We start from the raw sequence: 17867 nt of genomic DNA, 5'->3' as shown, positions 1-17867 counted from the left end.
ATTGCACCAGACCGACGGCGCAGGGTCCTGGGTAGGAAGTCCCGGGCCGTGACCCGTTGGTCCCCCGGCTTCGCATGCTCAGCCGGGGCGGTGCTCAGAACCTGGCCGGCTCGCGGTACTCCCCCCACTCGGCGCGCAGGGCGTCGCAGATCTCGCCCAGGGTGGCCTCGACCCGGCAGGCGTCGAGCATCGGCTCGATCATGTTCTCGTCGGACCGCGCGGCGGCGACCAGCCGGTCGAGCGCCACGCCGACCGCGGCGTCGTCGCGGGCGGTCCGCCGGGCGGCGAGGGCGCGCACCTGCTCGACCTCGACCTCGTGCGAGACACGGAGGATCTCCAGGTCGTGGGTGACCGACTCCTCGTGGCAGTTGACGCCCACGATCCGCTTCTGGCCCTTCTCCAGCGCCACCTGGTACTGGAAGGCCGCCTCCGCGATCTCGGACATGAACCAGCCGTCCTCGATGCCGCGCAGCAGGCCGCGCGTCACCAGCCACTGGCCGTCGCGGACCGCCTCGGCGAGCTTCTCGGGCTGGTCGGAGGTCAGCGTGGAGCCGCCCATCGCGAGGACCTTGTCGAAGATCGCGGTGGCCTCGGCCTCGAGCCGGTCGGTCAGCGCCTCGACGTACCAGGACCCGCCGAGCGGGTCGGCGACGTTCACCACGCCGGTCTCCTCCATGATCACCTGCTGGGTCCGCAGCGCGATCTCGGCGGCCTGCTCGGAGGGGAGCGCGAGGGTCTCGTCCAGGGCATTGGTGTGCAGCGAGTTGGTGCCGCCGAGCACGGCCGAGAGCGCCTCGATCCCGGTGCGGACGACGTTGTTGTAGGGCTGCTGGGCGGTCAGCGAGACACCCGCGGTCTGGGTGTGGAACCGCAGCCACTGCGCCTTCTCCGACGTCGCGCCGTAGACGTCGCGCAGCCAGCGGGCCCAGATCCGACGGGCCGCGCGGAACTTCGCGATCTCCTCGAAGAAGTCGACGTGCGCGTCGAAGAAGAAGGACAGCCCCGGCGCGAACTCGTCGACGTCGAGCCCGCGCGAGAGCCCGAGCTCGACGTACCCGAAGCCGTCGGCGAGCGTGAACGCGAGCTCCTGCGCGGCCGTCGACCCGGCCTCGCGGATGTGGTAGCCCGAGACCGAGAGCGGCTTGTACGCCGGGATCTTCTCGACGCAGTACTCCATCAGGTCGCCGATGAGACGCAGGTGCGGCTCGGGCGTGAAAAGCCACTCCTTCTGCGCGATGTACTCCTTGAAGATGTCGGTCTGCAGGGTGCCGTTGAGCTTGCTGGTGTCGACACCGGCGCGCTCGGCCGCGACGATCATCATGCAGAAGACGGGAACGGCGGGGCCGCTGATCGTCATCGAGGTCGTGACGTCCTCGAGGTCGATGCCGTCGAAGAGGATCTCCATGTCGGCGACCGAGTCGATCGCGACGCCGCAGTGCCCGACCTCGCCGAGCGACTTCGGGTCGTCGGAGTCGCGCCCCATCAGGGTCGGCATGTCGAAGGCGACCGAGAGCCCGCCGCCCCCGCGCCCGAGGATCATCCGGTAGCGCTCGTTGGTCTGCTGCGCGTTGCCGAAGCCCGCGAACTGGCGGATCGTCCAGGTCCGGCCGCGGTACCCGGTCGGGTAGAGCCCGCGCGTGAACGGGAACTCGCCGGGCCACTCGGAGTCGTCGGTGCCGTAGGCGGGTTCGACGGCGACGCCGCTCAGCGTCGTGAAGTCGGCGTCCCGGACCCGGGACTGCTCGTACCGGGTCTGCCAGCGGCTGCGTGCGTCCATGACGAGATAGTAGGACATCCAACTTTCTGGTCGTCGGGCCCGGACGGTCGTAGGGTGCTGAGCGGCTGCAGGTCGCAGCCGCTCATCCAGGGGGTTCAACAGATGCAAACCCGACGTCTCCTCGCCGCTACGGCCTCGTTGGCCGTGCTCGGCGGCCTCAGCCAGGTGGCGCCAGCCACCGGCTCGACGCCGTCCTCGGACCGGCCGGCACCCGGTGGCTTCAGCAAGCAGGTGGACCGATCGCTCGGCAACGGTCTCGGCCGGCTGGTCGCCGCCGACGGATCCGGCACGACCCGGTTCGGCAGCGGCTTCCGGGTCGACCAGGGCCAGCTCGCCGTCCGCGACGACCAGGGTCGCGTGCTCGTCGACCTGACGCCGCAGGCGGACGCCGACCGCGCGGCGTACCGTCACCAGGCCGAACGGCTCGGACTGGTCGTGACCGCCACGGACGCCTCCTCGGGGACGCTCGAGGGCTACGCCCCGCTGTCGGCGATGAAGTCGCTCGCCGGTCTCGACGAGACCGGCACGCTCGTCCAGGTGCTCCGGCCGGTCACCCACGTGGGCTCGACCACCTCCCAGGGCGTCGAGTTCGAGCGCATCGACAAGGTCCTCGCGGCGGGCACGACCGGCGAGGGCATCACCGTCGGCGTCCTGTCGGACTCCTACGACACCGCGGACAACGACGTCTTCGGCGACCCCCTGACGATCCACGCGGCCGACGACGTCGCGTCCGGTGACCTCCCTGGGCCCGGCAACGCCGAGCACCCGGACCCGGTCGTGGTGATCCAGGACGGCGACGACCCCGAGAGCGACACCGACGAGGGCCGCGGGATGCTGCAGATCGTCCACGACGTGGCGCCGGACGCGAAGCTCTGCTTCGCCACCGCCTTCGGCGGTGACGTCGGCTTCGCCGACAACATCCGTGCCCTCGCCGACCCGGCCGGGCCGTGCAAGGCCGACGTCATCGTCGACGACGTCAGCTACTTCGACGAGCCGTTCTTCTCCGACGGCATCATCAGCGACGCCGTGAACGACGTCGAGGCGCAGGGCGTCGCCTACTTCTCGAGCTCCGGGAACGCCGGCGACCACGGCGCCTGGGAGGCGCCGGTGAAGCTGGTCTCCAAGGCGAAGGGCGTCAAGGGCACCAACCTCGACTTCAGCGGGGTGGACCCGGCGCTGTACGCCGGCGGTCTCGAGGACATGGACCCGGGCAGCGGCACGGACATCGCGCAGAACTACGCGCTCGGCGCGGCCGGCGGCCTCTTCGACCTCCAGTGGGACGACCCGGTCGACCGGGACGGCGCCACCCTCGGCGACCCGTACTTCCACGCCACCGGCGAGGTCACCGACGCGGACCCGGAGCCGAGCTTCGAGTTCACGCCGACGGCCGAGCAGCTCGGCAAGCAGGTGCTGGTCACCGTCGACGCCATCCCGTCGGGCACGACGGACCTGATCCTCGACCTGAAGAAGCCGGACGGGACCGAGGTCGGCCCGATCGACACCGGCTCCTCGCCGGAGAAGCTGTCGACGACGCTGGACCAGGACGGCACCTACACCCTGACCGTGTCGGGCTTCAACGGCGACAACGGCGACTTCACCCTCGACGTGCAGCCGATCCTCTCCCCCTCGAAGGTGACGACCGACTTCAACGTGCTGGTCTTCGACGAGGACGGCAACTTCCTGGCGCCGCTCGGCGACGACAACACCCTCACCGGCCGTCCCTCCGAGGTGCTCGGCTTCCCGGCCATCCCGAAGGTCCAGCTGGTGATCGCGCGGGCGACGACCGGCCCCGTCCAGGTCCACCACCTGCGGGCGATCCTCAACGGCGACATGTACGTCGCGGAGTACTTCGACCCGTCGGCGCCGGCGACCTTCGGCCACCCCACGGCCGCAGGCGCGATCGGCGTGGGCGCCTACGACCCGTTCAAGGCGTACCTGCCCGAGCCGTACACCTCCCCCGGCGGCAAGCTGAAGATCTACTACGACTCCGACGGCAACGCCTACCCCCAGCCGCAGGTCCGCACGAAGCCGGAGATCTCGGCGACCGACCGTGGCAACACGACGTTCTTCGTCGCCGACGACGCGCGGGACACCGACACGTTCCCGAACTTCGGCGGCACGAGCGCGTCCGCTCCCCACGCGGCGGCGATCGCGGCGCTGATGATCCAGAAGGCGGGTGGACCGGGGTCCCTGACCCCGGCCGAGATCCGCACCCGGATGGAGCACAGCACCTTCGGCCACGACCTCGACCCGTTCACCTCACGCGGGTCGGCGAAGGGCCTGACGATCGCCGCGGTCGGCAGCTCCAGCGACGAGCGCAACGCCACGCCGGGATCCCTGGCCGACCCGAACTTCTTCCGGGTCTCCTACTCCGGCAAGGTGCCGCTGAGGTCGATCACGTTCTACGGCGAGACGGCCAGCCCGACCTCGCTCGAGGGCATCGTGTTCGACCCGCGGAAGACCGCCGCACCGGAGGACTACCGCGAGGGAGGGTTCCCGTTCACCGTCGGCACCACCAAGGGCGTCTCCAAGGGCAGCATCAAGGCGTCGTTCTCGAAGCGGTTCGACGGCCTGCCGCCGGGCGTCTTCCAGCACCTGACGGTCAAGTTCGGCAAGCACCTGAAGAAGGGCCAGTCGTTCGGGTTCGGCATCGACCGTGACGCCGCGCTCTGGGCGCCGGACGTGCCGTCGATCGAGGGCAACAACGCCGACGAGCTCGGCGGGGCGTTCGCGATCCCCAGCAACAAGAAGATGGCGCAGGGCATGAAGTTCACCGCCGTCCTCGCCAACGGCAAGACGATCACCGGCCACTTCGTGAACAAGCTCGGCAGCGGCTGGACCGCCGTCGACGGGTTCGGCGTGGTCAACGCCGAGGACGCCGTCCTCGGTCACTGAGCGGTCGGGCGCGGTCAGCCGGGCCCGACCCACCGGTGCACCCGTCCCTCCCGGACCTCGGTCCGGGAGGGCGGGCGCGGGACAGGGTGCTCGCGCAGCCAGGCGAGCACCTCCGTCCGGCCGTGCAGCACGACTCCCCCGTGCTCGAAGGTCAGGCGCGGGTGCAGGAGCGCTCGCAGCGCGTCCCAGTCCCCCGTGTCCATCGCGCTCCAGGCCGCGGCCGTCGGGGGATCCATCTCCGGCAGCTCGTGGAGCATCTTCGGCGTGCACATCCGCCACGCGTCCACGACCAGCTCGCGCATCTCGACCGGGTCGAGCCGATCCAGGTGGGCGCACACCCACTGGTAGCGCAGGTCCCGGGCCCGCGGCAGGAAGAACGTCGCGGGGTCCGACTCGACCAGCCCGTCCCGGGCGTCCCGCGGGTAGCCGAAGCCCATGTCCGCCTCGTCCCGGGAGAATCCGACGAACACGATCTGGCGCACCTTCAGCTTGGCCCGGCCGCCCGTGTGGAACTCGTAGGCCCGAGGCAGCGCGAGCCCGACCCGGCGTACGTCGTCCGCGGTGACCATCAGACCTTCCTAGAAGTCCCCGGCCGCCTTGCGGACCGGCGTGAGCAGCGCCGACAGGGCCTGCAGGTCCTCGTCGTCGAGCGCTGCGAGCGCGAAGTCGGCCGCGACCAGGTCGCGCGTTGCTGCCTCGACCAGGGCCCGGCCGTCGTCGGTGATCTCCGCCAGCACGGCGCGGCCGTCGTCGGGGTGGGCCTGCCGCGTGACCAGGCCCGCGGCCTCGAGCCGGCGCACGATCGAGGTCACCGAGGTCGGGTGCACCTGGAGCCGCTCACCCATCTTGCCCAGCGGCAGCGAGCCGCGGGAGGAGAACACCAGCAGCACCAGCGCCTCGTAGCGGGCGAACGTGAGACCGTGCGGCTTGAGGATCGCGTCGAGACGACCGATCACCAGCTGCTGGACGCGCATCAGCGAGGTGACGGCGTGCATGGCCGGGACCCGGCTCCAGCGGGTGCCCCACTGGCGCGCGGCCTCGTCGATGGGGTCGAAGGGAAGCGTCATCGAGCCGCACCCTAGGGCATCGCCTCGTTGACCCGGCCCCCGCGCAGCCCGGCCCGCTGGACGACCCGCTGGATGGCGAGGTCGCGCCGGTAGGGGTCGCCGACGTACCGGACGTCCCGGATCCCCTGCTCCTGCGCGGCGGACTCGAAGCAGAAGTGGCCGTAGCCGAGCACCCGCCCGAGCAGCGGGCGACGCACGGTGATGTCGAGGATCCGGCTCAACGGCATGGTGGCCAGGCTCCGGGTGAGGACCCCGTGGACGCGGAAGACGCGCATGTTGGTGATCACGAACCGGTCGCGGTGCGCACTGAGCCCCAGCCAGGCGGCGTGCCCGGCGACCACGAACCCGGCGAGCAGCGGCACCCACGCCACCTCGATCCAGACGACCTCGCTGACCGCGAGCAGGACCAGGGCGAGGACGCCCTCGGCTCCCGGCCGCAGGTAAGCCGCCCAGTGGTGCCGCACCTCGTCGACGACGACCTCACCCTCGTCGCGGAGCAGGTGCCGCGAGAGCCAGGGCCGCGTCGACGGCAGGAAGTCCGAGACGCGCACGGCTACTCGAGCTCGCGGATGAAGGTGATCACCGAGGTGAACAGGTCACCGGTCAGCTCGGCGCCGTGTGCACCGGCTGTGTGCGCCGACTGCGCGAGCCCGTGCGGGTCGGTGACCATCCAGAACAGGCCGAAGCCGACGAGCAGGACTACGACAGCCTTCTTCAAGGGGAAGCTCCATCCTCAGACACCCGGAGTCAGGACGTGGACCACCCCGTTGTCTACCGAAGCGGCGGCCCCCGATCCACGCGACGCGCCGGTCTAGACCACATCGTCGGTGCGGAGCGACGCCGCGCGGACCGCGTCGTAGAAGGCCTGCATCTGCGGGCCGACCCGGGCCAGCTCGACGTACGGCGCTCCCCCGGCGGAGCCGTCGGCGACGGCGGAGATCTCGGCGGCCAGGGCGGGGTCGTCGACGACGGGGCTGTCGAGGTAGGCGAACTCGATCTCGCCGCCCATCATCGAGCCGCGCATCAGCAACGGATGGCCCGCGGCCTCCGCAGCGGCGCACGCCGCGTCGACGTCGGCGACGGCGAAGCACACGTGGTGCAGGCCCGGGCCGTGGGCGTCCAGGAACTCCCGGTGGATCCCGGGCCCGCTGACCGGCTCGATCAGCTCGAGCTGGAGGTCGCCGGCGTACGCGAGCGAGACGTGCAGGGTCAGGTCCACCGGTTCACCGCGCAGGGTGGTGTCCTCCGGCCCGAACCGGACGTCCGGGATCCGGGTCCACGTGCCGACGCCGAGCTGCTCGCCGATCAGCCGCTCGCCGGCCTCGATGTCGTCGGTGACCCAGGCGACCTGAGTGACCGGTCCGCTCGCGATGCCCACGTCCGCACTCTAGGGAGCAGGGGCCTGCTCGGTGACCGGGTGACAGACGGCCGGGCGGCTCAGTCCGTGAAGGTCGCCAGCAGCTCGTCGGCCGCTGTGTAGGGATCGCTCTCCCCCGCCGCCACGGCCGCGGCGAGCTCGTCGAGCTCCGAGCGGCCGTGCACGTCGCCCCACCGGGCACGCAGCGCGGTGACCGCGATCGCCTCGATCTCGTCCCGCGCGCGCCGGGTGCGGCGGCGCTCGAGCTCGCCACTCGCGGTCAGCCACTCCCGGTGCCGGCCGATCTCGGCCACCACCTCGTCGAGGCCCTCGCCGCGCTGCGCGACGGTCATCACGATGGGTGGGCGCCAGGAGCCCTCGGACCGCTCGGCGAGCTGCAGCATCGAGCGCAGGTCGCGTCGCACCTGGTCGGCGCCGTCGCGGTCGGCCTTGTTGACGACGTACAGGTCACCGATCTCGAGGATCCCGGCCTTGGCGGCCTGGATGCCGTCGCCCATCCCCGGCGCCAGGAGCACCATCGTCGTGTCGGCGAGCCCGGCGATCTCGACCTCGCTCTGGCCGACGCCGACGGTCTCCACGAGGATCACGTCGCAGCCGGCGGCGTCGAGCACGCGCAGCGCCTGCGGGGTCGTCCAGGCCAGCCCGCCGAGGTGACCCCTCGAGGCCATCGAGCGGATGTAGACGTCCCGGTCCAGCGCGTGGTCCTGCATCCGCACCCGGTCCCCGAGCAGGGCGCCGCCCGAGAACGGCGAGGACGGGTCGACCGCGAGCACGCCGACCCGCTGGCCCTGCCGGCGCAGCTCGGTCACCAGCGCGCTCGTCGACGTCGACTTCCCGACGCCCGGCGAGCCGGTCACCCCGATCACCTGGGCGTGCCCGGTGTGCGGTGCCAGCGCCGCCATCACCTCGCGCAGCAGCGGCGACTCGTCCTCGACCAGCGAGATCAGCCGAGCGACCGCCCGGGCGTCACCCTCACGGGCCCGCCCGACCAGGTCCCCGACTGACTGCTCAGCCCTTCGGGACACGCACGATCAGCGCGTCGCCCTGGCCGCCACCGCCGCACAGCGCGGCGGCACCCACGCCACCACCCCGACGCTTCAGCTCGAGCGCCAGGTGCAGCACGATCCGGGCGCCGGACATGCCGACCGGGTGGCCCAGCGCAATCGCGCCGCCGTTGACGTTGACCTTGTCGGCGTCCAGCCCGAGCTCGCGCGCCGAGGAGATCCCGACCGCCGCGAACGCCTCGTTGAACTCGACCAGGTCGAGGTCGGTGGGGGCGATGCCCTCCTTCTCGCACGCCTTCGCGGTCGCTGCCGCCGGCTGCAGCTGCAGGGTGGAGTCGGGGCCGGCCACCTGGCCGTGCGCGCCGATCTCGGCCAGCCACTCGAGGCCGAGCTCCTCAGCCTTGGCCTTGCTCATCACGACGACCGCCGCGGCGCCGTCGGAGATCTGCGAGGACGAGCCCGCGGTGACGGTGCCCTCCTTCGAGAACGCCGGGCGCAGCTTGCCGAGCGACTCGACGGTGGTGTCGCCGCGGACGCCCTCGTCGGTGGTGAACTGGATCGGGTCGCCCTTGCGCTGGGGGACCTCGACCGGCACGACCTCGTCGTCGAAGACGCCGTTCTTCCACGCCACCGCGGCCTTCTGGTGGGACTGCGCGGCGAACTCGTCCTGCTCCTCGCGGGTCAGGTTCGCGGCGGCCGCGTTGCACTCCTCGGTCAGGAGCCCCATCGCCTGCTGGGTGGCCTGGTCGAAGAGCGCGTCGTAGGCCATCGAGTCGACGAGCTTCACGTCGCCGAACTTGATGCCCTCGCGCGACTTCGGCAGGAAGTGCGGGGCGTTCGTCATCGACTCCATGCCGCCGGCGACGACGATGTCGACCTCACCGGCGCGGATCAGCTGGTCAGCCAGCGCGATGGCGTTGATGCCGGAGAGGCAGACCTTGTTGATGGTGATGGAGGGGACGTTCATCGGGACGCCGCCCGCGACCGCCGCCGTGCGGGCCGGGTTCTGCCCGGCGCCGGCGAGGATCACCTGGCCCATGATCACGTAGTCGACCTGGCCGCCCGAGACGCCGGCCTTCTCCAGGGCGCCCTTGATCGCCACGCCTCCCAGCTGCGCCGCCGAGAAGTCCTTGAGGCTGCCCGACAGGCGGCCGATGGGGGTGCGCGCCCCCGCGACGATCACAGAACCGGACATGACACAGCCTCCAGATGGGTCGAGAGTCGATCTGCGGTCGACCCTACCCACGCCCGGCGGCACCGGCGAGGGTGGAACACGTCACACCCCCTCGCGGGCCCCCGGCGCGGCGTACGACGATGGGGTCATGACCCTCGATCCCACCGGCTCCCTGTTCACCGCGATCGACCACGTCGGCATCGCCGTGCCCGACCTGGACGCAGCGATCGCGTTCTACGAGGAGTCCTACGGGATGCGGCTGGCCCACCAGGAGGTCAACGAGGAGCAGGGCGTCCGCGAGGCGATGATGGCGGTCGGCGACTCCGGGTCCCACATCCAGCTGCTGGCCCCGCTGGACGAGAGCTCGACGATCGCCAAGTTCCTCGACACCAAGGGCCCGGGGATCCAGCAGATGGCCTACCGCGTCACCGACATCGACGCGGTCTGCGCCGTCCTGCGCGAGCGCGGCCTCCGGCTGCTCTACGCCGAGCCCAAGCGCGGCACCTCGGAGTCGCGGGTCAACTTCATCCACCCCAAGGACGCCGGCGGCGTGCTGGTCGAGCTCGTCGAGCCCGCAGCGGAGCACTGATCCACCACTGAGGCACTCCTCACACCGGGTGTCCCCCGCGGTTACCGCTGGGTAATCTCGCGCCCAACCCGAGCGACTCCCCCACCTCAACACGCACAGGAGCCGACGTGCAGCACATCCTCGACGCGATCCAGGCGGGCGACACCGCCCCCGAGGACTTCGCGAACCTGGAGATCCCCGACCACTACCGTGCGGCCACCGTCCACAAGGACGAGGTCGACATGTTCGAGGGCCAGACGACCAAGGAGAAGGACCCGCGCAAGTCCCTGCACGTCGAGGACGTCGCGCTGCCCGAGCTCGGGCCCGGCGAGGCGCTGGTCGCGGTCATGGCCTCCGCGATCAACTACAACACCGTCTGGACCTCGATCTTCGAGCCGGTCTCGACCTTCGGGTTCCTCGAGCGGTACGGCCGGCTCAGCGACCTGACCAAGCGCCACGACCTGCCCTACCACGTGGTCGGCTCCGACCTGGCCGGCGTCGTGCTGCGCACCGGTCCGGGCGTGACGAAGTGGAAGCCGGGCACCGAGGTGGTCGCCCACTGCCTCTCGGTGGAGCTGGAGGACCCCGACGGGCACGACGACACGATGCTCGACCCGCAGCAGCGGATCTGGGGCTTCGAGACCAACTTCGGCGGCCTGGCCCACGTCGCGCTGGTCAAGTCCAACCAGCTGATGCCCAAGCCCGCGCACCTGACCTGGGAGGAGGCCGCCTCCCCCGGCCTGGTCAACTGCACGGCGTACCGCCAGCTGGTCAGCAGGAACGGCGGCCAGATGAAGCAGGGCGACAATGTCCTGATCTGGGGCGCCTCGGGCGGCCTCGGCGGCTTCGCGACGCAGTACGCCCTCAACGGCGGTGCCACCCCGGTCTGCGTGGTCTCCAACGAGGAGAAGGCGGCCATCGCGCGCTCGATGGGCGCCGAGCTCATCATCAACCGGTCCGAGGAGGGCTACCGGTTCTGGAAGGACGAGCACACCCAGGACCCCAAGGAGTGGAAGCGGTTCGGCGCCAGGATCCGCGAGCTCACCGGCGGTGAGGACATCGACATCGTCTTCGAGCACCCCGGCCGGGAGACCTTCGGCGCGAGCGTCTACGTGACCCGCAAGGGCGGCACGATCACGACGTGCGCGTCGACCAGCGGCTACATGCACGAGTACGACAACCGCTACCTGTGGATGAACCTCAAGCGGATCATCTCCAGCCACTTCGCGAACTACCGCGAGTCCTGGGAGGCCAACCGCCTCATCGCGAAGGGCAAGATCCACCCGACCCTCTCGAAGACCTACCCCCTCGACGAGGTCGGTCAGGCCACGCTCGACGTCCACCAGAACGCCCACCAGGGCAAGGTCGGTGTCCTGTGCCTGGCGCCCGAGGAGGGCCTCGGCGTCCGGGACGAGGAGATGCGCGAGCAGCACCTCGACGCGATCAACCGCTTCCGCGGCGTCTGATACCCGCAGGGCCGGCAAATAGTCCTGGGGCGGGGTGGGAACGCCTCGGCCGATCGGCAACACTGGACTCGACCGACCACCTGCGAGAAGGGTTAGCGCCGTGACGAGCGACCAGGGACTGTCCATCTTCGACGACAACGAGCCGGACGAGGACGTCACCGCGGAGGCCGCACCCGACGACGCCACCCAGGTGATGCCGACCGTGCCCCCGCGCGCCCAGGCACCGACGGCCCCCGCGCCGCCGGCCGCCGAGCAGACCCGCCAGACGCCGATCGTGCCGCCGCCGGCCCCCCGGCCGGCCGCCGGCCCGGGGGTGGCGCCCGCCGCCTTCCCGATGGTCCGCCGCGGTGGGTACGACAAGGCCGCGGTCGACGCCCGGATCCGTCAGCTCTCCACGGAGAAGGCGGGGCTCAGCTCGAGCCTCGGCGAGTCCGAGCGCCGGGTGCTCGAGCTCGAGCAGCGGGTCGCCGACCTCGAGGAGCAGCTGCGCGAGAACGAGAACCCGTCGTACGCCGGGCTCGGCGGTCGGGCGAGCGCACTGCTGCGGATGGCCGAGGAGGAGGCCGCGGAGGTCCGCGAGACCGCGCAGCGTGACGCCGACGAGATCCGCCAGCAGGCGGCCCGGGACGCCAAGGCGGTCCGCGCCGACGCCGCCCGCGAGGCCGAGGACATGCGACTGGTGCAGCTCAAGGAGCTCGACGAGCACCGCAGCCGGCTGATCGCGGACGCCGAGCAGGAGCGGGCCCTGGCCAAGAGCGACGCCGAGGACATGGTCGCGTCGGCGCAGCGTCAGGCCGACCAGCTGCGGCTGGCCTCCGAGCAGGAGGCCAACGAGCTGCGCACCGCCGCCAAGCGGGAGGCCGAGCAGGCCCGGGCCGCGGCGGACCGCGAGGTGCAGGAGGCGCGGCGCACCCTGGCGGTGGAGAAGGAGCGGCTGGCCCGCGAGGCGACCGACCACCACACCAGCGCGACCGCGGAGACCCGGCGGCTCGTCGAGGAGGCCGAGGAGCGGGCGAACGCCGCCGAGCAGCGCGCCCGCGAGGCCACCGCGGCCGCCGCCGAGCAGCGCGCCCAGGCCTCCACCGAGGCCGAGGCGCTGCTCAGCCGCGCCCGCCGCGAGGCCGAGCAGATCGTCGCCTCCGCCCGCACCCAGGCCGAGTCGATCGCGACCACCGGTGCCGCCGACGCCGAGCGCGAGCTCGCCGCCATGCGCGCCGAGGTGGACCGGATCAGCAAGCGCCGGGACGCCATCACCGCCCAGCTCGCCTCGCTGCACGAGGTCATCGCCGGGTTCGGCAAGGACGAGGAGTGACCGACCCCGCCCCCGAGGCGGAGGCCGCCGACCACCACGACCGGACGCCCGACGAGCCGCACGACGGGCCGCGCGACGACGGGGACTCCGGGATCCCGACCGAGGGCGACGACCTCGGCACGCCCGGTCCCCCGCTCGACCACCGGGCGCCGTTCTACGTCGGCTTCGTCGGTGGGCTCGGGGCCCTGGTGGCGATCTGGGTGGGCCTGCACGTCCAGGCCGTCGGCTCGACCCTCATGCTCGTGGTGGTCGCGCTGTTCCTGGCGGCGGGGCTCAACCCGGCGGTCGAGTTCTTCCAGCGGCACGGCATGCGCCGGTCGGTCGCCGTCTTGACGGTGATCTTCCTGTTCCTGGTCGCCCTGGCGCTGTTCATCGTCGCGATCGCGCCGGTCATCGCCGACCAGGTGACGGCGTTGTCGAAGAACGTGCCGCAGTGGCTCGACGAGGTCCAGCACAACCGCGACATCCAGCGGCTCGACGACCAGTACGACATCATCGACAAGGTCAAGGACTACGTCGCGAAGGGCGACCTGGTCGGCACCGTGTTCGGTGGTGCGGTCGGGGTGGGCCTGGCCGTCCTCGGTGCGCTGCTCAACGGCTTCATCATCATCGTGCTGACGCTCTACTTCCTCTCGTCGCTCGACAAGGTGAAGGGGGCGCTGGTGAGCCTGGTCCCCGCCTCGCGCCGCGACCGGGTCTCCAAGATCGGTGACCGCGTGCTGCACGGGGTCGGCGGCTACGTCTCGGGCGCGTTCATCGTCGCCGTCTGTGCCGGCATCTCCTCGCTCGTCTTCCTGTTCGTCGCGGGCCTCGGCCAGTACGCCGTCGCGCTGGCCTTCGTCGTCGCGCTGCTCGACGTCATCCCGATGATCGGCGCCACGATCGGCGCGGTCATCGTCAGCCTGATCGCGTTCGCGACCGACTGGAAGATCGGCGTCGCGTGCGTGATCTTCTACGTCCTCTACCAGCAGATCGAGAACTACGTGATCTACCCCCGGGTGATGTCGAAGTCCGTCGACGTCCCCGGCGCGGTGACCGTCATCGCCGCCCTCGTCGGGGCCGCGCTGTTCGGCGTCGTCGGCGCGCTGATGGCGATCCCGACCGCGGCCGCCCTGCTGATGATCGTCCGCGAGGTGTGGATCAGGCGGCAGGACGAGCGGTAGCCGGCTCTGCACCGGCGGCCGGCTCTGCACCGGCGGCCGGCTCCGCACCGGCGGCGGTGTCCTGCTCGCCGAGCTTGACGAAGACCACCCCGGCCAGCACCAGCAGGCCGCCGAGGAGCTGCACCGTGCGGGGCAGCTCGTCGAGCAGCAACCAGGCGAAGAGCACACCGGCGACCACCTCGAGCAGCGCGACGAACGACGCCAGCCGGGAGCCCAGCCGGCGCCCCGCAGCGATGCCGCTGGTGTAGGCGACCGCCGCGGTCACCACGCCCAGCACGAGCAGCGGGACCCACCACACGACCGTGGTGCCGGCGTACGTGACGCTCGCGGTCGACGCCCGCATCGGCAGCAGGCCGACCAGCCCGAGCAGCCCGAGCACGGCGGTGCCGACGACCAGGCCTCCCCCGGCGAGCACCATCGGCGGCATCCCGTTGTCCTCGTCGGCGGAGATCACGAAGTAGGTGGCCGCCCCGACCATCGCCGCCAGGGCCCACAGCACGCCCGGGACGCTGAGATCGGCCCCCGAGGCCAGGTCGAGCACCAGGACCAGCCCGAGCGCGGCGAGCCCGGCGCCGAACAGGGTCACCGCACCGGGACGCTGGCCGTGCCGCAGCCAGAGCCACACCACGACCGCGGCGGGAGCGGTGTACTCGATGAGCAGCGCGGGCCCGACCTGCATGTGCTGGACGGCCGAGAAGTAGCAGAACTGCGCGCCGGCGACGGCCAGGGCGCCGTACACGAGCACCAGGCCGGCGCTGCGACGCAGGAGGCGCCACCGGCCACCCAGCGACACCAGCGCGAACGGCGCGACCACGAGGGCCGCGAGACCGACCCGGACGAGCACGATCGCCCCCGCGCTCCAGCCGGCGTCCAGCAGCTCGCTGGCCAGCGCTCCGGACATGCCGAAGGAGGCCGCGGAGAGCACCGCGAAGCCGAGACCGCTCGCCAACCGCGAGCCGGTCGGGACGTCCGCGGTCTCGTCATCAGCCACAGTGGTCATGGCACATGACACTAGGTCAGTCGGTGTAACCTGTCAACGTGCCTTTCACTCATGACACCGAGGTCGCGCTCCAGGCCGCGGTGACCCTCGCGAACTCGGCCCTCGAGCCGGACACGCTCGAGGACCTCGCCGCCCTCGACGCGTTCTACGCCGAGTACGGCTACACCGGCCGCCGCGACGGCGACGCCGCCGAGCTCGAGGCCGTCCGGGCGATCCGCCCGCAGCTGCGCCGGCTCCTGACCGCCGACCGCGACGACGCGGTCGCCCTGGTCAACCGGATGCTCGCCGACGCCGGGGCGGTCCCCCAGCTGGTCCGCCACGACGTCTGGGACTGGCACCTGCACGCCGTGGGGCCGGACCGCGACCTCCCGACCCGGATCCTCGTCGAGACCGCGATGGCGATGATCGACGTGGTCCGCGAGCAGGAGACCTCCCGGCTCGGCACGTGCGCCGACGCGGAGTGCGGCGGCGTGGTGCTCGACCTGTCCCGCAACCGCTCGAAGCGCTACTGCTCGACCGCCTGCGGCAACCGCAACGCCGTGGCGGCGTACCGCGCCCGCCAGCGCGAGGACGGTTGAGTCGTGGGTTCTGACCCGTTCAGTCGTGGGTTCTGACCCGTTCAGTCGTGGGTTCTGACCACCGGAGCAACCGCGGACCGGTCACCACCCTCCACTCGACGGGTCAGAACCCCCCACTCGACCTGCCACAACCCTCCACTCAACGGTCGGCGGCGAGGAACCGGCGCAGCACCTCGGTGAACACCTCGGGCTGCTCGGAGTGGACCCAGTGGCCGGCGCCCTTGATCGTCACCTTGCGGTTGCGGGGGAACCAGCGGTCCATCTCCTCGGCGTAGTGCGGCTCGACGTAGTCCGAGGTCTCGCCGGCGATCCACAGCGTCCGTCCCTCGTACGGCGGGTGGCCGGCCAGCGCCTCCTCGGGCCAGCCACCGAGCGCGGCCAGGTCCCGGCCGAGCAGGTCGAGGTTCGGCTGCCAGGACCAGCCCCCGTCGTCGCCGCGACGCAGGTTCTGGAGCAGGAAGCTGCGCACCGTCGGGTTCGGCACCGCGTCGGCGAGCGCGGCGTCGGCGTCGCGCCGGTGCTGGAGCGCACCCAGGTCCAGGGCCTGCATCGCCGCGATGTAGCCGCCGAACTCGCCGCGGGCCTCGTAGTCGACCGGCGAGATGTCGACGACGCACAGCCGCTCGACGAGCTCGGGGTGGCGCAGCGCGAGCACCATCGCCGCCTTGCCGCCCATCGAGTGCCCGACCAGCGCGACCGGGTCGTCGGCGTCGAACAGCTCGGCCACCCGGTCGGCGACCTCGACGTAGTCGAACCGCTCGGTCCAGGCCGACCTCCCGTGGTCCGGCATGTCGACCAGCAGCACCCGGTGGTCCGGGGCGAGCGCCTTGGCGATCGTCGTCCAGTTCTTGCCCTGCCCGAACAGGCCGTGGCAGAACGCGACCAGCGGGCCGCCCTCCGCCGTCGTCGGGCCGAGGCTCGTCGTGTGCAGTCCGCTCTCCCTCAGCACCACGCGCGGACTCCTGTCGGGCTCAGGTCGCGGTCGCGGAGCACGACCGGGAGTTCGGCGCCGACGTCCCGGCAGGTCCACCGGAAGTCGCGGCGTCGGTACTCGACGGCGAGCACCTGGTCGCCGTACACCCGCGTGTAGGCGTCGCACTCGCGGTAGCGACCGCACTCCTCGGCGACCGCGAAGTCGTAGCCGACCGTGGTCCCGTCGAAGCCCGCGAGGTTCTTCTGCCCGACCTCGAGGCCGGCGTCGTGCGCGGCCCGGACCAGGAGGGCGGCGTACGCGACCGCCTCCTGGCGGGTCAGCAGGCGGTGGCTGCGGGTGAAGGAGTCGAGGTTGTCGAGCTCGACCGCGTCGAAGCCGTCCTCGGCACAGCCCTCCGTCCAGCTGCCCACGATCCGGGCCAGGGCCCGGCGCTTCGCCGGCGTGCGCACGTCGAGCAGCCACTCGCCCCACGCCTCGTCCGTGACCGGCCGGCCGTCGTCCTTGAGCACCAGCCGCCAGTGGTGCCGCCGCCAGAACCGCTGCTCGTCCTCCTGGGTCTGGAAGCCGTTGACGTAGCAGACGTTGACCTTGCCGGCGAGCGGTGCGTCGTTGCGGTCGCGGACCACGATGCCGACGTGGTCGGGGACGTCGCGTGCGCCGCCGAGCTGGTAGTCGACGTCGGTACCGGTGGGCAGCAGTGCGAGCAGCACCGGCAGCAGGAGGCCGCGGATCACCGGCTCACTCTAGAAGTCGGTGCCTAGAAGTCGAAGCCGCCGAACATGTCGCCGACGCCGTCGCCGATCGCACCGATGCCGTCGCCGATGCCCTCGCCCAGCCCGCCGATGCCGTCACCGAGGGCGTCGAAGCCGGACCCGAGCGCGTCGAAGCCCCCGAGCCCGCCGAAGAGCAGGCCGGCGAACATCCAGTCCATCGGCGAGAACGCGCCGAAGTAGCCCGAGGCGTACGGCGCGTAGGCGCGACCACCCTGCCAGTAGGGCACCCGCTGGGAGCCGACCATCACCATCCGGGCGTCCGGGGCGGCGCCCGCGTGGACCCGCTCGGCGTCGAGGGCGCAGGCGGGGACCTCCCGCGTGGTCCCCCCGGCCGGCGTCCACGGGACGTCGGTGACCGAGAGGCCGTGCCGGGGGTCGAAGAAGCACGGCGGGCGGCGAGGCGGCAGCGGATCGCCCGCCACCCGCGCGCGGACGCACGCCATCGCGTAGCGCCCGTCCTCGAGGATCTCGGTCACGTGGCGGACGTCGTCCGCGCGGACCATCGCGTCGGCCGCCGTCTTGGCGGCCTCGTAGGCGTCCAGCGCACGCTGGTAGTCGGCGCGCGCGCCGGCGTCCAGGTCGCGGCCGGCGAGATCCAGGTCGAGTGCCTGGAGCTCCTCCCCGAGAGCGGTGATGTCCTCCGACGCGAGCCTCTGCACCGGCGCGAGCTCGGCGCGCTGCCGCTCGAGCTCACGGCGCTCGCCGGCGCGGCGGGCGAGCACGACCGCGCCGCCGATGGCCGCGAGGACGAGGAGGAGCACCACCAGGGTTCCCATGC

At 71.9% G+C, this 17867-nt stretch carries 18 protein-coding genes; 6 read left to right on the top strand and 12 right to left on the bottom strand.

From position 1 onward, the window contains the following. Positions 1-94: 94 nt before the first annotated feature. Positions 95-1795 carry a methylmalonyl-CoA mutase gene (locus ACILQ5_RS09310; RefSeq protein WP_395657712.1) on the bottom strand — a complete coding sequence of 567 codons (1701 nt, stop codon included), beginning with the start codon at positions 1793-1795 and terminating at the stop codon, positions 95-97. Positions 1796-1879: 84 nt separating this feature from the next. Here ACILQ5_RS09310 and ACILQ5_RS09305 point away from each other — a divergent pair, with 84 nt between their 5' ends. Then, positions 1880-4672, top strand: a complete 2793-nt coding sequence (locus ACILQ5_RS09305; RefSeq protein WP_395657711.1) for a S8 family serine peptidase — start codon at positions 1880-1882, stop codon at positions 4670-4672. Between the two features lie 14 nt (positions 4673-4686). Here ACILQ5_RS09305 and ACILQ5_RS09300 read toward each other — a convergent pair whose 3' ends face one another. The 7 genes from ACILQ5_RS09300 to ACILQ5_RS09270 all read right to left on the bottom strand — a co-directional run bounded on the left by ACILQ5_RS09300 (position 4687) and on the right by ACILQ5_RS09270 (position 9316). Then, positions 4687-5241 carry an MmcQ/YjbR family DNA-binding protein gene (locus ACILQ5_RS09300; protein WP_395657710.1) on the bottom strand — a complete coding sequence of 185 codons (555 nt, stop codon included), beginning with the start codon at positions 5239-5241 and terminating at the stop codon, positions 4687-4689. Positions 5242-5250: 9 nt separating this feature from the next. Continuing rightward, the gene (locus tag ACILQ5_RS09295; RefSeq protein ID WP_395657709.1) at positions 5251-5739 is read right to left on the bottom strand and encodes a MarR family winged helix-turn-helix transcriptional regulator; all 489 of its coding nucleotides are present in this window, start codon (positions 5737-5739) and stop codon (positions 5251-5253) included. Positions 5740-5750: 11 nt separating this feature from the next. Beyond that, on the bottom strand, positions 5751-6290 hold the full coding sequence (locus ACILQ5_RS09290; RefSeq protein ID WP_395657708.1) for a PH domain-containing protein: 540 nt from the start codon (positions 6288-6290) through the stop codon (positions 5751-5753). Between the two features lie 2 nt (positions 6291-6292). Further along, positions 6293-6457 carry a hypothetical protein gene (locus ACILQ5_RS09285; RefSeq protein WP_395657707.1) on the bottom strand — a complete coding sequence of 55 codons (165 nt, stop codon included), beginning with the start codon at positions 6455-6457 and terminating at the stop codon, positions 6293-6295. Positions 6458-6550: 93 nt separating this feature from the next. Continuing rightward, complete coding sequence (locus tag ACILQ5_RS09280; RefSeq protein WP_395657706.1) at positions 6551-7117, bottom strand: VOC family protein; 567 nt, start codon at positions 7115-7117, stop codon at positions 6551-6553. Positions 7118-7176: 59 nt separating this feature from the next. Continuing rightward, on the bottom strand, positions 7177-8142 hold the full coding sequence (gene meaB, locus ACILQ5_RS09275; RefSeq protein ID WP_395657705.1) for a methylmalonyl Co-A mutase-associated GTPase MeaB: 966 nt from the start codon (positions 8140-8142) through the stop codon (positions 7177-7179). Further along, positions 8126-9316 (bottom strand): acetyl-CoA C-acetyltransferase, encoded by a 1191-nt coding sequence (locus tag ACILQ5_RS09270; RefSeq protein ID WP_395657704.1) that lies wholly within the window; start codon positions 9314-9316, stop codon positions 8126-8128. The genes meaB and ACILQ5_RS09270 overlap by 17 nt, the downstream gene beginning before the upstream one ends. 127 nt (positions 9317-9443) lie before the next feature. Here ACILQ5_RS09270 and mce point away from each other — a divergent pair, with 127 nt between their 5' ends. The 4 genes from mce to ACILQ5_RS09250 all read left to right on the top strand — a co-directional run bounded on the left by mce (position 9444) and on the right by ACILQ5_RS09250 (position 13804). Further along, a complete protein-coding gene (gene mce, locus ACILQ5_RS09265; protein WP_395657703.1) occupies positions 9444-9884 on the top strand; it encodes a methylmalonyl-CoA epimerase in 441 nt (146 codons plus the stop codon). Positions 9885-9991: 107 nt separating this feature from the next. Beyond that, entirely contained in the window at positions 9992-11329 is a 1338-nt protein-coding gene (gene ccrA / locus ACILQ5_RS09260) for a crotonyl-CoA carboxylase/reductase (protein WP_395657702.1), read from the top strand. Between the two features lie 100 nt (positions 11330-11429). Beyond that, positions 11430-12641: a hypothetical protein gene (locus ACILQ5_RS09255; RefSeq protein WP_395657701.1), complete on the top strand. Its 1212-nt coding sequence runs from the start codon at positions 11430-11432 to the stop codon at positions 12639-12641. Next, a complete protein-coding gene (locus tag ACILQ5_RS09250) occupies positions 12638-13804 on the top strand; it encodes an AI-2E family transporter (RefSeq protein ID WP_395657700.1) in 1167 nt (388 codons plus the stop codon). Before ACILQ5_RS09255 ends, ACILQ5_RS09250 begins: the two co-directional genes overlap by 4 nt. Here the strand turns inward: ACILQ5_RS09250 and ACILQ5_RS09245 are convergent. Next, on the bottom strand, positions 13782-14804 hold the full coding sequence (locus tag ACILQ5_RS09245; RefSeq protein WP_395657699.1) for an EamA family transporter: 1023 nt from the start codon (positions 14802-14804) through the stop codon (positions 13782-13784). The two genes, ACILQ5_RS09250 and ACILQ5_RS09245, sit on opposite strands and share 23 nt — an antisense overlap. A gap of 38 nt (positions 14805-14842) precedes the next feature. On the opposite strand from ACILQ5_RS09245, the gene ACILQ5_RS09240 reads away from it, so the two are divergent. Next, entirely contained in the window at positions 14843-15382 is a 540-nt protein-coding gene (locus ACILQ5_RS09240; RefSeq protein WP_395657698.1) for a CGNR zinc finger domain-containing protein, read from the top strand. A gap of 139 nt (positions 15383-15521) precedes the next feature. Here the strand turns inward: ACILQ5_RS09240 and ACILQ5_RS09235 are convergent, their stop codons facing one another. The 3 genes from ACILQ5_RS09235 to ACILQ5_RS09225 are packed head-to-tail and all read right to left on the bottom strand — an operon-like array spanning position 15522 to position 17865. Next, positions 15522-16334 (bottom strand): alpha/beta fold hydrolase, encoded by an 813-nt coding sequence (locus tag ACILQ5_RS09235; protein ID WP_395657697.1) that lies wholly within the window; start codon positions 16332-16334, stop codon positions 15522-15524. After that, positions 16325-17050, bottom strand: coding sequence for an endo alpha-1,4 polygalactosaminidase (locus tag ACILQ5_RS09230; protein WP_395657696.1), 726 nt, complete (start codon positions 17048-17050; stop codon positions 16325-16327). The genes ACILQ5_RS09235 and ACILQ5_RS09230 overlap by 10 nt, the downstream gene beginning before the upstream one ends. A gap of 23 nt (positions 17051-17073) precedes the next feature. Further along, entirely contained in the window at positions 17074-17865 is a 792-nt protein-coding gene (locus ACILQ5_RS09225; protein ID WP_395657695.1) for a hypothetical protein, read from the bottom strand. Between the last annotated feature and the right edge of the window lie 2 nt (positions 17866-17867).

The sequence above is a fragment of the Nocardioides sp. genome (genome assembly GCF_044226305.1).
Classification (GTDB): domain Bacteria; phylum Actinomycetota; class Actinomycetes; order Propionibacteriales; family Nocardioidaceae; genus Nocardioides.
The sequence above is the reverse complement of the archived record's forward strand: the minus strand, read 5'-3'. Positions and strand labels throughout refer to the sequence as shown.

Excerpts from the sequence above, each read along its gene's own strand:
- ACILQ5_RS09295 (WP_395657709.1), bottom strand. The coding sequence starts at position 5,739 with ATGACGCTTCCCTTCGACCCCATCGACGAGGCCGCGCGCCAGTGGGGC.
- ACILQ5_RS09300 (WP_395657710.1), bottom strand. The coding sequence starts at position 5,241 with ATGGTCACCGCGGACGACGTACGCCGGGTCGGGCTCGCGCTGCCTCGG.
- ACILQ5_RS09270 (WP_395657704.1), bottom strand. The coding sequence starts at position 9,316 with ATGTCCGGTTCTGTGATCGTCGCGGGGGCGCGCACCCCCATCGGCCGC.
- ACILQ5_RS09305 (WP_395657711.1), top strand. The coding sequence starts at position 1,880 with ATGCAAACCCGACGTCTCCTCGCCGCTACGGCCTCGTTGGCCGTGCTC.
- mce (WP_395657703.1), top strand. The coding sequence starts at position 9,444 with ATGACCCTCGATCCCACCGGCTCCCTGTTCACCGCGATCGACCACGTC.
- ACILQ5_RS09310 (WP_395657712.1), bottom strand. The coding sequence starts at position 1,795 with ATGTCCTACTATCTCGTCATGGACGCACGCAGCCGCTGGCAGACCCGG.
- ACILQ5_RS09245 (WP_395657699.1), bottom strand. The coding sequence starts at position 14,804 with ATGACCACTGTGGCTGATGACGAGACCGCGGACGTCCCGACCGGCTCG.
- ACILQ5_RS09225 (WP_395657695.1), bottom strand. The coding sequence starts at position 17,865 with ATGGGAACCCTGGTGGTGCTCCTCCTCGTCCTCGCGGCCATCGGCGGC.